The sequence below is a fragment of the Sphingomonas sp. genome, from assembly GCF_042095875.1.
In the GTDB taxonomy this organism is placed as follows: domain Bacteria; phylum Pseudomonadota; class Alphaproteobacteria; order Sphingomonadales; family Sphingomonadaceae; genus Sphingomonas.
Map to the genome: position 1 here is coordinate 1 of NZ_JBELMJ010000003.1, position 12,888 is coordinate 12,888.

Sequence of the window (12,888 nt, forward strand, 5' to 3'; positions counted from 1 at the left end):
CGCGGAACATCGGATCCTCCAGCGCGCGTCCGGTGCCGATCGCGACGCAGATCAGCGGATCGTCGGCGATGGTCACGGGCAGGCCGGTCTCGTCGCGCAACACCTCGTCGAGCCCCTGCAGCAGCGCGCCGCCACCGGTCAGGACGATGCCCTGGTCGACGATATCGGCGGCGAGTTCGGGCGCGGTGTTCTCCAGCGCAATGCGCACGCCGTCGACGATCGCGGCGACCGGCTCGCTGACCGCCTCGGCGATCTGCGCCTGGGTGATCGGGATTTCCTTCGGCACGCCGTTGACGAGGTCGCGGCCCTTGACGAACACCGTCTTGCCGATCCCGTCGACCGGCGGCTTGGCGCAGCCGAGTTCCTGCTTGATCCGCTCGGCCGTGGCCTCGCCGATCAGCAGATTGTGGTTGCGACGCACGTAGGACACGATCGCCTCGTCCATCTTGTCGCCACCGACGCGGACGGAGGTGGTGTAGGCGAGGCCGCGCAAGCTCAGCACCGCGACCTCGGTCGTGCCGCCGCCAATGTCGACCACCATGCTGCCGACCGGCTCGGTCACCGGCATGTCGGCGCCGATCGCGGCCGCCATCGGCTCCTCGATCAGCCACACCTGGCTCGCGCCCGCGTTCTGCGCCGCGTCGCGGATCGCGCGGCGCTCCACCTTGGTCGAGCCCGAGGGCACGCAGATCACGATCTCGGGCCAGCGCATGAAGCGGCGCTGACCGTGCACCTTCTCGATGAAATATTTGATCATCTGCTCGGCGACGTCGATGTCAGCGATGACGCCGTCGCGTAAGGGACGGATCGCCTCGATCGTGCCCGGCGTCTTGCCCATCATCAGCTTGGCGTCGTCGCCGACCGCCTTCACGCGCTTCTGCCCGTTGATCGTCTCGACGGCGACGACCGACGGTTCGTTGAGCACGATGCCGCGACCGCGGACGTAGACGACGGTGTTCGCCGTTCCGAGATCGATCGCCATGTCGTGCGAGGACATCTTGAACAAGCGCGAGAAGACCATGTGAGCTGCGTTCCGTATGGCGCCGTTGGCCGGCGGTTCTTGCCTGTGCCCGGCCCGTCGAAGCCACGCGGGCGGCTTCGCGAATTCAATCTTTCAGGTCGCGGGATGAGGCCGCTTGGGCTAGGGACACCACCGTGTCAATACGTCGTCTGCCCGAGCATCTGGTCAACCGGATCGCCGCCGGTGAAGTGGTGGAAAGACCGGCCAGTGCGTTGAAGGAATTGATCGAGAACGCGATCGACGCCGGCGCCACGCGTATCGCGGTTGAACTTGCCGCGGGCGGGGTCGAGCGGATCGCGGTGACCGATGACGGTTGCGGCATGGCGCCCGCCGAGATCGCGCTCGCGCTGGAGCGTCACGCGACCTCCAAGCTGCCGCACGAGGACATCGACCGGGTCGAGACGCTGGGTTTCCGCGGCGAGGCGCTGCCCTCGATCGCGAGCGTCGCGCGCGTGACGATTGAGAGCCGGCCGGCGGGCGCGGACGGCTGGGCGCGCGTGGTCGACAACGGCGTGGTGGTGCGCGAGGAGCCAGCCGCATTGCCGCCGGGGACGCGGGTCGTGGTCGAGGGGCTGTTCGCGCGCGTACCGGCGCGGCGCAAGTTCCTGCGCTCGCCGCGCGCGGAATACGGTGCCTGTCTCGACGTGGTACGCCGGCTGGCGCTCGCCCGGCCCGACATCGCCTTCGCGGTCGAGCATGACGGTCGGCGAACGCTGAGCGTGGCCGAATCGCACGATCGTCCTTCGCGCGTCGCGGCGCTGACCGACCGCGCGCTCGCCGACAATTCGGTCGCGATCGACCTGGAGCGCGACGGCGTGGTGCTGGGCGGAGTCGCGGGACTGCCGACGTTCCACCGGGGGGTCGCGGATCACCAGTATCTGTTCGTCAACGGGCGACCGGTGAAGGACCGCCTGCTGCTGGGCGCGATCCGCGGTGCCTACGCCGAGATGATGCCGCGCGACCGCCACGCCGTCGTGGCGCTGTTCCTCGACCTGCCGAGCGACCTGGTCGACGTGAACGTGCATCCGGCGAAGACCGAGGTGCGCTTCCGCGACCCAGCGATGATCCGCGGCACGATCGTCTCGGGCCTGCGCCGCGCGCTGGACGCCGCCGGGCACCGCGCGGTGCAGCGGCCGAGCGAGGACGCGCTCGCGATGTGGCAGCAGGAGCCGGCGGCGGCGTGGAGCGGCAGCGCGACGCAGGCGGGCCTGCTCGACCGGCCCGCGACGGCGCCGTCCTACGTGAACGAGCGTCGGCCCAGCTTCATCGCGGCCCCGCCGCTCGCGCGCGCCGAGCCCGCCTGGGCGCCGCCGCCCGAGAGGCGCGACCATCCGCTCGGCGTCGCGCGCGGGCAGGTGAGCAAGACCTATATCGTTGCGGAGGCAGAGGACGGGCTGGTCTTGGTTGACCAGCATGCCGCGCACGAGCGCCTGGTGCTGGAGCGTATGCGCGGCGCGCTGGCGGGCGGCACGGTCGCGAGCCAGGCGCTGCTGCTGCCCGAGGTGGTCGAGCTGGAGGAGCCGGCGTGCGACCGGCTGGAGGCGCGGGCGGGCGAGCTGGCCGAATTGGGGCTGGAGCTGGAACGCTTCGGTCCGCGCGCGATGCTGGTGCGCGCGACGCCCGCGCTGCTCGGCAGTGCCGACCCGAGCGGGCTCGTCGTCGACCTGGCGGACGAGCTCGCCGCCTACGACGAGGCGTTGAGCTTGCGCGAGCGGCTGGACGCGATCGCGGGGACGATGGCGTGCCACGGGTCGGTGCGCGCGGGTCGGGTGCTGTCGGTCGCCGAGATGAACGCGCTGCTGCGCGAGATGGAGGCGACGCCGCATTCGGGGCAGTGCAATCACGGGCGACCGACCTGGGTCAAATTGGCGCACGGCGACATCGAGCGGCTGTTCGGCAGGCGCTGATCCGATCCGCGGCGCGAAAGCGGGACGCGGTAGCGCTACCGATCGCGCAACGGGTCTAGCTTAACCTAGATCGACACGGCATCGTGGCCCCATGACCGAGATCCTGCTTCCGCCCGGCGACGAGTTCCTCCGTGAAGAAACGATTCGCGGCGGCATGGACCTGCTGTTCTTCTCCAACACCCGCCACCTGCGGCACGCCGACGACACGCTCGCCGAGCTGGGGCTGGGGCGGGCGCATCACCGGATCTTGTACTTCGTCGCGCGGCAGCCGGGGATCAACGTGACCGCGCTGCTCGCGATCTTGGGGATCACCAAGCAGTCGTTCGGGCGCGTCGCCAAGCAGCTGGTCGCCAAGGGTCTGATGGAGCAGCACACCGGCGAGCGCGACCGGCGGCAGCGGCTGCTCAAGCTGACGCCCGAGGGGGCGAAGCTGGAGAAGGCGATCTTCGACGACCTGCACGACAATGTGGTGCGCGCGTACCGGGCGGCGGGTAGCGAGGCGGTCACCGGGTTGTGGATCGTGCTGCAGCACCTGATGGGCGAGGAGGCGCGGGTGCAGTTCCGTACGGTGCAGCGGCTCTGACCGGCGGCTGTTCGATCGGAAGGTGAGGCTAAGGTGAGGCCAACGCGCGTTCGTGCCGGAGCGATCGGCGGGCGGCGCGACCGCGTGAATGGTGGGCGCGGGCGGACGGGATTTCGACGCGGCAAAGAACCGAGTGGGCGTAGCCGAGGTGCCTCGCTGTAGGACAGCGCGTGCTCGTTCGGTCCGCCGCGACAGTGACCGGCACGTGGGCTGCGCCGGTTGGCTCCTTTCCCCGATAGGCAGGTCACTCGCCGCCTTCGTTAATCTGCGGGAAACCCTATCGCGGCTCGCGCATTCTACCGCGCAACACGAATATGGTCGCAAGGTGATGCCATGAAGCAGCTTTTCCCCGTCGTCCTCGCGCTGATCCCGTTCTCCGCGGTTATCACGGCGGTGCTGATGAACCCGTGAGGCGATGCCGCCTTCGCTCGGCGCACGTTACTCAAAGGAAAAGGCCGCCCGGTTTCCCGAGCGGCCTTTCTTTTTGCCGGGATGGCGCGGGCGTCAGCCCTGCGCCTGATCCTGGTCCTGCTGGACCTCGGCGGTAGCGCCGGGCTCCGCGTTCGGGTCGTACGCCTCGACGAAGCCGCCCTGGTCGCGGCCTTCCTCGAAGACCTGCTGCATGACGTCGACGCCGGACGCCTGCATCTCGGCCTCTTCGGGCGAGCGCGCGACGTTGACCTTGACGTTCACCACGACCTCGGGGTGCAGCTGCACCTTGACGTCGTACAGGCCGATCGCCTTGATAGGACGATCGAGCACGACCTGGCTCTTGGTGACCTTGTAGCCCTCAGCGACCAATGCCTCGACCAAGTCGCGGACCGCCACCGAGCCGTAGAGCTGACCGGTGTTCGACGACTGGCGGATCAGCGTGATCTGCGCGTCCTTGAAGTTGCCGGCTTCCTTCTCGGCGTCGCCGCGGCGCGCCGCGTTGTCGGCCTCGATACGGGCGCGGTTGGCCTCGAACACCTTGCGGTTGGCCTCGTTGGCGCGCAGCGCCTTCTTGCGCGGCAGGAGGAAGTTGCGGGCGAACCCGTCCTTCACCTTGACCACGTCGCCGATGGCGCCGAGCTTCTCGACGCGCTCGAGCAGAATGACGTCCATGTCTGCTACTCCTTACTTCACGATGTAGGGCAGCAGGCCCAGGTGACGCGAACGCTTGATCGCCTGCGCGAGCTCACGCTGCTTCTTGGCGGACACGCTGGTGATGCGCGAGGGCACGATCTTGCCGCGCTCGGACACGAAGCCCTGGAGCAGACGGACGTCCTTGTAGTCGATCCGGGGCGCATCCTTGGCGCTGAACGGGCACGACTTGCGACGACGGAAAAACGGACGGGCCATTACGCGAACTCCTCCTCACGGCGGGGGCCACGGTCGCCGCCGCGATCACCACCACGGTCGCCGCGATCACCGCGGTCGCCGCGCTCACCACCACGCTCGCCGCGGTCGGCACGACGCTCGCGGTCGCGCTCCTGCTTGCGCATCATGACGGTCGGACCCTGCTCCAGCTCGTCGACGCGGACGGTCATGTAGCGGATGATGTCTTCGTTGATGCCGGCCTGACGCTCGATCTCGGCGACGGTGTCGCCGGGTGCGTCGATCTCGAGCATGACGTAATGCGCCTTGCGGTTCTTCGCGATGCGGTACGCGAGAGAGCGCAAACCCCAATTTTCGGTCTTCACGACGCGACCACCGTGGTCGGTCACGATCTTGCTGGCGTTTTCAGCCAGCGTGTCCACCTGCGCCTGTGCCAGATCCTGGCGCGCAAGGAACACGTGCTCGTAGAGAGCCATGTGCTACCTTCTTCTGTTGGCCGATCGCTGACGGACGCCCCATGCGCACCGCCCCTCCGGCTGTCGTGTAATCAAACGCGTCAAGGGCGGGATGGCTGAGCCACCCCGCCCCGAACGTGTCGTCGCTATGCCGCAATCACGCCCGCGGCGCAAGCCGGGCGGAAGGCACGGCGGATCAGCGATAGATGCGCGTCACCACGGTGCGGACGGTGCCGCCGCGGTTCGCCACGAGTACCGCGTCGCGGCCCGAGCGAACCCAGCGATAGCCGCGCGGCGGGGCGTAGAGGCCGCGACCGCGATACTGGCGATAGTCGATCACGCGGTAATTGGGGGCGTAGCGGCGGTCGAAGCGCTGGCCGGCGCGCCAGGCGCGCGCGTTGTTCTGCCGCGTGACGGTGCGCTGGACGACCGTGCCGTTGCGACGCTCCTTCACCGTGGTGACGGTGCGGGTCTGCGCCTCGGCGGAGGCGGCGACGATCGGCGTCAGCGCGACCGAGGCGGAAATGGCGGACAAGATAATCTTCTTGAACATGATCGTGGCTCCCGTTGATCTGCGGCGGCGTCACCCGCCGTCGAGAACCAAGTTAGGAAGCGTTCGTCGCGGCCCCGTGTCGCAGCGAGCGCCAATTGGTCGCAATTTGTCGCGGTTTCCGAGCCATCCTGAACGGCGCGTCAGGAAGCACGCGATTTCGCCCGTTTCAACCAAATCGCAAGCGGCGCCGGGCTAGGCCGGCGCGCATGAAGATGCATCACACCTTTCACCGCGCCGACGCGGATGGGCGCGCCCGCGCGCTGCCGTGGCTGCTGGCGCTGCTCGCCTGCGCCGCGACGGCGCTGTGGATCGGGTGGATCGGGTTCGAGGCGTCGGACGATTCGCTCTACTGGCAGGGCGCGATGAAGGTGATGACGCAGCCGCCGTTCGCGGGCGACAACCACTGGACCACGCGCTTCCCGCTGACGCTGACCTTCGCCGCGGTGCTGCGCGCGATGGGGCAGGGGTTCGCGGCCTTCGCGGTGACGGCGATGATCTTCTATGCTGTGCTGATCGCGGTGACGGGCGCGTTCGCGGCCAAGGTGGCGGGGGCGCGGGCCGGGTGGATCGCTGCCTTGCTGACCGCGACGCTGCCGGTGATCGTAAGTCACGCGACGACCGTGTCGGTCGACCTGATCGAGGCGGCGGCGCTGGTGCTGGGCGTCATGCTGCTGGGCGGCGCGCGCGCGGACCGCGCCGGTTACGCGCGCGGCGTCGCGGCGGGGGTCGCGTTCGGCGTCGCGATCCTGTGCCGCGAGACGAGCGTGCTGCCCTTGGTCGGGCTGGTGCCGCTGTTCCTGATGGGTCGCCCGGTGCCGCGCGGGGTGCTGATCGCGGTGGGTGTCGGTCTCGCAATCGTGCTGGGCGGCGAGGCGCTGTACCAATGGGCGCTGACCGGCGATCCGCTGCGCCGCTACACCATCGCGTTCAACCACGACGATCATATCGACCGCGCGGCGAACATGGAGGGCAATTTCCTGCTGTGGCCGCCGGTCGATCCGCTGCTGGTGCTGCTGGTCAACGACGATTTCGGCTTGCTGTTCTGGGTCGCGGGCGCGGCGGTGGCGCTGGGCGCCTGGGGCGCGGTGCCGCGCGCGCAGCGGCCGCGCATGGTGGTGCTCGCCGCGATGGCGGGCGCGATGTTCCTGCTGGTGGCAGTGCTCTACGGCAAGCTGGTGCTCAACCCGCGCTACTTCACGCTGCCCGCGCTCGCCGCGGTGGTGATCGTCGCGATCTGGGCGGCGCGGTTGTCGGCGGTCTGGCGGACGGTGGTGCTGGTCGCGGTCGTGTCGAGCAACCTGCTGCTGATGGGCGTCGGCAACGCGCATCCGCGCTGGGTGATGGAGGCGATGGTCGCGGCATCGGCGGAGCACCCGCGCGAGGTGATTGCAGCCGACCCGCAGACGGTGCGCCGCGCGCTGATCCCGATGCTGTACGCGGGCCGCGAGAACCTGCGCTACGCACCCGCGCGCGCCGGCGGGCTGGAGATCGCCGAGGCGGAGCACGCGCCGGCGGGGCAGGTGGTGGCGCGCTATCCCTCGCCGCCGACGCGCATCGGCGCGATCCTGCGCGCGCTGGGGCTCGAGCCGCTGGTGCCCGGCGCGGTCGCCAGGCGGATGTTCGCGCCGAGCCCGGAGGCCGTGCTGGTCCGCCGCTCCGGTTGACCGCTCCCGCCCCCGCGCCTAGCAGCGCAGCCCTTCACGCATGGAGAGGGCGATGCGCGCATTTATTTTTCCCGGGCAGGGCAGCCAGGCGGTCGGCATGGGCAAGCCGCTCTCCGACGCGTCGCCGACCGCGCGCGCGGTGTTCGAGGAGGTCGACGACGCGCTCGGCCAACACTTAAGCCGCGTGATGTGGGAAGGCCCCGCCGACGACCTGACGCTGACCGAGAACGCGCAACCCGCGATCATGGCGAACGCGATCGCGACGTTGCGCGTGCTGCAACACGAGGGCGGCGTGCGGCTGGCCGACAAGGCGGATTACGTCGCGGGTCACTCGCTGGGCGAGTATAGCGCCTTGTGCGCGGCCGAGGCGCTGGACCTCGCGACCGCCGCGCGACTGCTTAAACTGCGCGGGCGCGCGATGCAGGCGGCGGTGCCGGTCGGCGAGGGCGCGATGGCCGCGCTGCTCGGCGCCGACGTCGAGAAGGCGGGCGTGATCGCGGGCGCCGCGGTCGATTCGATCTTGGCGGAGGGCGGTGCTGAGCTGGTCTGCACCGTCGCTAACGACAACGATCCGTCGCAGGTCGTGATCTCGGGCCACCGCGCCGCGGTCGAGCGCGCGGTCGCGCTGGCGAAGGAGATGGGAGCGAAGCGCGCGGTGCTGCTGCCGGTCTCCGCCCCCTTCCACTGCGCGCTGATGGCTGACGCCGCGACCGCGATGGAGGCGGCGCTCGCCGAGGCCGACCTTCGCGCGCCGCTCGTCCCCGTGTTCGCCAACGTCGATGCGGCCGCGGTGGCCGACCCGGGCGCGATCCGGCGGCTGCTGGTCGAGCAGGTGACGGGGCGCGTGCGCTGGCGCGAGTCGGTGCTGGCGATGGCGGACGCGGGCGTGACCGAGTTCGTCGAGTTCGGCGGCAAGGTGCTGGGGCCGATGGTCAAGCGGATCGTACCCGACGCGACCGTCACCAGCGTGGTGACGATGGACGACGTCGAAGCGCTGACCAAGACGCTCTGACCCACGAGCTGAGGAGAAGAAGCATGTTCGATCTTTCAGGCATGACCGCGCTGGTCACCGGCGCGTCGGGTGGCATCGGCTCGGCGATCGCGCGCGGGCTGGCGGCGCAGGGCGCCAGGCTCGCAGTGTCGGGCTCGAACGCCGACAAGCTGGAGGCTTTCCGCGCCACGCTGGACGGCGATCACGTCGCGGTGCCGGCGGACCTGTCGGACGCCGCCTCGGTCGATGGGCTGGTACCCGCGGCGGTGCAGGCGTTGGGCGGGCGGCTCGACATCCTCGTCAACAATGCCGGGGTCACGCGCGACAACCTCGCGATGCGGATGAAGGACGAGGAATGGGACACGGTGATCCGCGTCAACCTGGAGGCCGCGTTCCGGCTGATCCGCGCGGCGGCCAAGCCGATGATGAAGCAGCGTTTCGGCCGCGTCGTGTCGATCACCTCGGTCGTCGGGCAGACCGGCAATCCGGGGCAGGCGAACTATGCCGCGTCGAAGGCGGGGCTGGTCGGCATGTCCAAGGCGCTGGCGCAGGAGCTCGCCAGCCGTAACATCACGGTAAACTGCGTTGCACCGGGCTTCATCCGCTCGGCGATGACCGACGTGCTGCCCGAGGCGCAGAAGAGCGCGCTGCTCGACCGCATTCCCAACGGAGACTTGGGCACGGGCGAGGACATCGCCGCGGCGGTGGTCTATCTCGCGTCGAAGGAAGCCGGCTACGTCACCGGCCAGACGCTGCACGTCAACGGCGGTATGGCGATGGTGTAGCGGCGATGGCGCGACGGAGTGCGACCGGCCGGTGTCCCGCGCCGTCGAACGTCGCACTTGTCACGAAACGCTCCCCGTTCTACCTGCGTTCAGGAAGTTACTGACCCCCCAAGAAGAAGAGGGATTACCATGAGCGAGACTGCCGACCGCGTGAAGAAGATCGTCGTCGAGCACCTCGGCGTCGAAGCCGACAAGGTGACCGAGGATGCCAGCTTCATCGACGATCTGGGCGCGGACAGCCTCGACATCGTCGAGCTGGTGATGGCGTTCGAGGAAGAGTTCGGGGTCGAGATCCCCGACGACGCCGCCGAGAAGATCACGACCGTCAAGGACGCGATCACCTACATCGACGAGCATAAGGGCTGATCCCTTCACTCGGAGAGTCGAGATTTGAGCGGCTCCCCATCCTCGTCTAGAGGGCGGGGAGCCGTTTCGGTTTGAGAAGACACCCGCGCACGATGCGCCGCGCGCCAGGGGTGAAGAAGGAATGCCTATGCGTCGCGTCGTCGTCACCGGTCTCGGCCTCGTCACCCCGCTCGGTGCGGACGTGGAGACCGCGTGGGCCAATCTCATCGCCGGCAAATCGGGCGCCGGGCCGATCACGCGCTTCGACGCGTCGAACCAGAAGTGCCGCATCGCGTGCGAGGTGAAGCCCGCGGACCACGAATACGGCTTCGATGCCGACAAGCGCGTCGACCACAAGATCCAGCGCCAGGTCGACCCGTTCATCGTCTACGGCATCGACGCGGCGGGGCAGGCGCTGGAGGATGCCGGGCTGACCGACATGGACGACGCGACCAAGCTGCGCGCCGGCGTGTCGATCGGATCGGGGATCGGCGGGCTGCCGGGGATCGAGATCGAGTCGATCAACCTGCACGAGCGCGGCCCCGGCCGGGTCAGCCCGCACTTCGTCCACGGCCGGCTGATCAACCTGATCAGCGGGCAGGTGTCGATCAAATACGGGCTGATGGGTCCCAACCACTCGGTCGTGACCGCCTGCTCCACCGGCGCGCACTCGATCGGGGACGCGGCGCGCATGATCCGCGACGACGACGCCGACATCATGCTGGCGGGCGGCGCGGAGAGCACGGTCAACCCGCTCGGCGTCGCGGGCTTCGCGCAGGCGCGCGCGCTCAACATGAGCATGAACGATCGCCCGACCGAGGCGAGCCGCCCGTACGACAAGGATCGCGACGGCTTCGTCATGGGCGAGGGCGCGGGCGTCGTCGTGCTGGAGGAATACGAGCACGCCAAGGCGCGCGGTGCGAAGATCTACGCGGAGGTCGTCGGCTACGGCCTGTCGGGCGACGCTTATCACGTCACGGCGCCGCACCCCGAGGGCAAGGGCGCCGAGAATGCGATGCGCATGGCGCTGCGCAAGGCGGGGATGGAGCCGGGCGAGATCGACTACATCAACGCGCACGGCACTTCCACGATGGCGGACACGATCGAGCTGGCGGCGGCCAAGCGCGTGTTCGGCGACGATCTGTCGGGTGCGTCGATGTCGAGCACCAAGTCGGCGATCGGCCACCTGCTGGGCGGTGCCGGAGCGGTGGAGAGCATCTTCTGCATCCTGGCGCTGCGCGATCAGATCGTGCCGCCGACGCTCAACCTCCACAATCCCGACGAGGGCACCGAGGGCGTCGACCTCGTCCCGCTGACCGCGAAGAAGCGGCAGGTGCGCGCGGTGCTCAACAACAGCTTCGGCTTCGGCGGCACCAACGCCTCGCTGGTCATGAAGTCGATCTGAGGGACTGACACCGATGCGCCGTCCCGGTTGTCTGGCGCTGATCGCCGGGCTGGTTCTGATCGTCGCGGCCGCGTGGGTGCTGCTCGGCTGGTCGGGCAGCGGTCCGGCGACGAAGCCGATGAACGTCGAGATCGCGCAAGGCTCCAGCCTGGCGAGCGCGGCGACGCAGCTGGAGAAGGCGGGCGCGATCCGCTCCGCCTCGCGCTTCCGGTTGCGCGCGCGGCTGTTCGGCGGGTCGGGCTCGATCAAGGCGGGCGAGTTCGCGATCCCCGCGGGTGCGAGCGAATCGTCGATCCTGTCGATCCTGCAGGGCGGCCGCGCGGTCCAGCGGCTCGTCGTGATCCCGGAGGGGCTGCCCTCGGTCATGGTGCGCGACAAGTTGATGGCGGCCGACGCGCTGACCGGCAGCGTCGGCGTGCCCGCTGAAGGATCGGTGCTGCCCGACGGTTATTCGTTCGAGCGCGACGAGACGCGCGCGGCGGTGCTGGCGCGGATGCAGGCGGCGATGAAGAAATACGTCGCACAAGCCTGGGCGAAGCGCCGTCCGACGACGGTCGCCCGAACGCCGCAGGAGGCGGTGATCCTCGCCAGCGTGGTGGAGAAGGAGACGGGCAAGCCGTCGGAGCGGCGGATGGTCGCGGCGGTCTATTCCAACCGGCTGCGGATCGGCATGCCGCTCCAGGCCGACCCGACCGTCATCTACCCGATCACCAAGGGCCGCCCGCTCGGCCGCCGCATCCGCCAGTCGGAGCTGCGCGCGGACAACGGCTACAACACCTACGCCTCGCCGGGGCTGCCGGTCGGGCCGATCGCCAATCCGGGGCGCCTGTCGATCGACGCGGTGCTGGACCCGGCGCAGACGAAGGCGCTGTATTTCGTGGCGGACGGCACCGGCGGGCACGTGTTCGCCGACACACTGACCGAGCACAATGCGAACGTAAAGAAATGGTACGCGATTCGCCGCGCGCGCGGAGAGATGTAGCGCTGGGTTCTATCGCATCGGTTACAGGGTCTGACACTGGCGCTCGCGCCTTGTTTCCTGGTGCGTCTCGCCTCTTTCTTCCGTCACCCCGGACTTGATACGGGGTCCCGCTTCTGAACTACGGCAGGAAAAGGCAGCGGGATTCCGGATCAAGTCCGGGATGTCGACTGAGACAGCTGGTCGTAAGTCGCTGACGCGGCGCTTATCAGCGATCTCAGCAGGTTAGGTCCGCCGCTCGTGCAGGACGACCAACCGCTTGCCGCGCCTCGAACCAGGGCGTCACCAGCAGGTGAGGGATCGCGAGCGACGCGATCGCGGCGAACAGGCCGCGCACGCCGCTCGGTTCGACGTGCAGCAACAGCGCGACGATCAGGCCGGTCGCGAGCAGCGCGCCGCCGAAGACGGGCGCGACCGATCGCAGGTACGACGCGGTGGTGGCGCAGCCGAGCCGGTCGCGACGCTCGATCGTCTGCGGCAGTGCGTGCAGGATCAGGAAGCCGAGCGTGAACCCGACGAGCGGGGGCAGGCACAGCAGCGCGACCATCCCCAGCGCCAACCGCAGGTCGCGTCGGCGGACCGCCAGCAGCAGCATGATGCCGCAGGCGAGCCCGCCCGCGCCGGCCAGGACGGGCGCCAGCCCGGGCAGCGAGGATGACGGTCCGCCCGCCACCCGCAACAGCTCGGCGTAATCGGTCGCGTGCAGCGCCGCGGGGCCCGCGACCAGCGCGGTTCCGCGCGCCACGCGCTCCCCGATCGTGCCGTCGGGCGCGTCCTCCACGCCGAAGTGGAAGGCGGAAGCGAGCAGGAAGGCGGGAAGGGCGACGGCGGGATCGGTCGTCCACCACAGCAACGTCGTCAGCGCGACGAGGCAGTAGACGAG

At 69.4% G+C, this 12,888-nt stretch carries 14 protein-coding genes; 8 read left to right on the forward strand and 6 right to left on the reverse strand.

Going from position 1 to position 12,888, the window contains the following annotated elements; genetic code table 11:
• Nucleotides 1-1,021 (reverse strand): rod shape-determining protein (locus ACFDS6_RS01750; protein WP_375270390.1); only part of this gene is annotated, 1,021 nt, incomplete at its 3' end.
• A 134-nt stretch (nt 1,022-1,155) separates the two neighbouring features.
• Here ACFDS6_RS01750 and mutL point away from each other — a divergent pair.
• Both mutL and ACFDS6_RS01760 read left to right on the forward strand, forming a co-directional pair.
• Nucleotides 1,156-2,928, forward strand: coding sequence for a DNA mismatch repair endonuclease MutL (mutL, locus tag ACFDS6_RS01755; protein ID WP_375270391.1), 1,773 nt, complete (start codon nt 1,156-1,158; stop codon nt 2,926-2,928).
• Nucleotides 2,929-3,019: 91 nt separating this feature from the next.
• Entirely contained in the window at nt 3,020-3,511 is a 492-nt protein-coding gene (locus ACFDS6_RS01760) for a MarR family winged helix-turn-helix transcriptional regulator (RefSeq protein WP_375270392.1), read from the forward strand.
• 504 nt (nt 3,512-4,015) lie between these two features.
• Here the strand turns inward: ACFDS6_RS01760 and rplI are convergent.
• The 4 genes from rplI to ACFDS6_RS01780 all read right to left on the reverse strand — a co-directional run bounded on the left by rplI (nt 4,016) and on the right by ACFDS6_RS01780 (nt 5,836).
• A complete protein-coding gene (gene rplI, locus ACFDS6_RS01765; protein ID WP_375270393.1) occupies nt 4,016-4,615 on the reverse strand; it encodes a 50S ribosomal protein L9 in 600 nt (199 codons plus the stop codon).
• A gap of 12 nt (nt 4,616-4,627) precedes the next feature.
• On the reverse strand, nt 4,628-4,852 hold the full coding sequence (gene rpsR / locus ACFDS6_RS01770; RefSeq protein WP_010163758.1) for a 30S ribosomal protein S18: 225 nt from the start codon (nt 4,850-4,852) through the stop codon (nt 4,628-4,630).
• Nucleotides 4,852-5,304, reverse strand: a complete 453-nt coding sequence (gene rpsF / locus ACFDS6_RS01775; protein WP_375270394.1) for a 30S ribosomal protein S6 — start codon at nt 5,302-5,304, stop codon at nt 4,852-4,854. Before rpsF ends, rpsR begins: the two co-directional genes overlap by 1 nt.
• 175 nt (nt 5,305-5,479) lie before the next feature.
• Nucleotides 5,480-5,836: an RcnB family protein gene (locus ACFDS6_RS01780; protein ID WP_375270395.1), complete on the reverse strand. Its 357-nt coding sequence runs from the start codon at nt 5,834-5,836 to the stop codon at nt 5,480-5,482.
• A 206-nt stretch (nt 5,837-6,042) separates the two neighbouring features.
• Here ACFDS6_RS01780 and ACFDS6_RS01785 point away from each other — a divergent pair, with 206 nt between their 5' ends.
• From ACFDS6_RS01785 to mltG, 6 genes are all read left to right on the forward strand, one after another.
• Nucleotides 6,043-7,500, forward strand: coding sequence for an ArnT family glycosyltransferase (locus ACFDS6_RS01785; RefSeq protein ID WP_375270396.1), 1,458 nt, complete (start codon nt 6,043-6,045; stop codon nt 7,498-7,500).
• 52 nt (nt 7,501-7,552) lie between these two features.
• The gene (gene fabD, locus ACFDS6_RS01790) at nt 7,553-8,512 is read left to right on the forward strand and encodes an ACP S-malonyltransferase (RefSeq protein ID WP_375270397.1); all 960 of its coding nucleotides are present in this window, start codon (nt 7,553-7,555) and stop codon (nt 8,510-8,512) included.
• Nucleotides 8,513-8,535: 23 nt separating this feature from the next.
• Nucleotides 8,536-9,276 (forward strand): 3-oxoacyl-[acyl-carrier-protein] reductase, encoded by a 741-nt coding sequence (gene fabG / locus ACFDS6_RS01795; RefSeq protein WP_375270398.1) that lies wholly within the window; start codon nt 8,536-8,538, stop codon nt 9,274-9,276.
• 129 nt (nt 9,277-9,405) lie between these two features.
• On the forward strand, nt 9,406-9,642 hold the full coding sequence (locus ACFDS6_RS01800) for an acyl carrier protein (protein WP_019515010.1): 237 nt from the start codon (nt 9,406-9,408) through the stop codon (nt 9,640-9,642).
• A gap of 127 nt (nt 9,643-9,769) precedes the next feature.
• On the forward strand, nt 9,770-11,026 hold the full coding sequence (gene fabF, locus ACFDS6_RS01805) for a beta-ketoacyl-ACP synthase II (RefSeq protein WP_375270399.1): 1,257 nt from the start codon (nt 9,770-9,772) through the stop codon (nt 11,024-11,026).
• 13 nt (nt 11,027-11,039) lie between these two features.
• Nucleotides 11,040-12,008, forward strand: a complete 969-nt coding sequence (gene mltG / locus ACFDS6_RS01810) for an endolytic transglycosylase MltG (RefSeq protein ID WP_375270400.1) — start codon at nt 11,040-11,042, stop codon at nt 12,006-12,008.
• A gap of 214 nt (nt 12,009-12,222) precedes the next feature.
• Here the strand turns inward: mltG and ACFDS6_RS01815 are convergent.
• On the reverse strand, nt 12,223-12,888 hold a 666-nt coding region (locus ACFDS6_RS01815; RefSeq protein ID WP_375270401.1), incomplete at its 5' end, for a Brp/Blh family beta-carotene 15,15'-dioxygenase.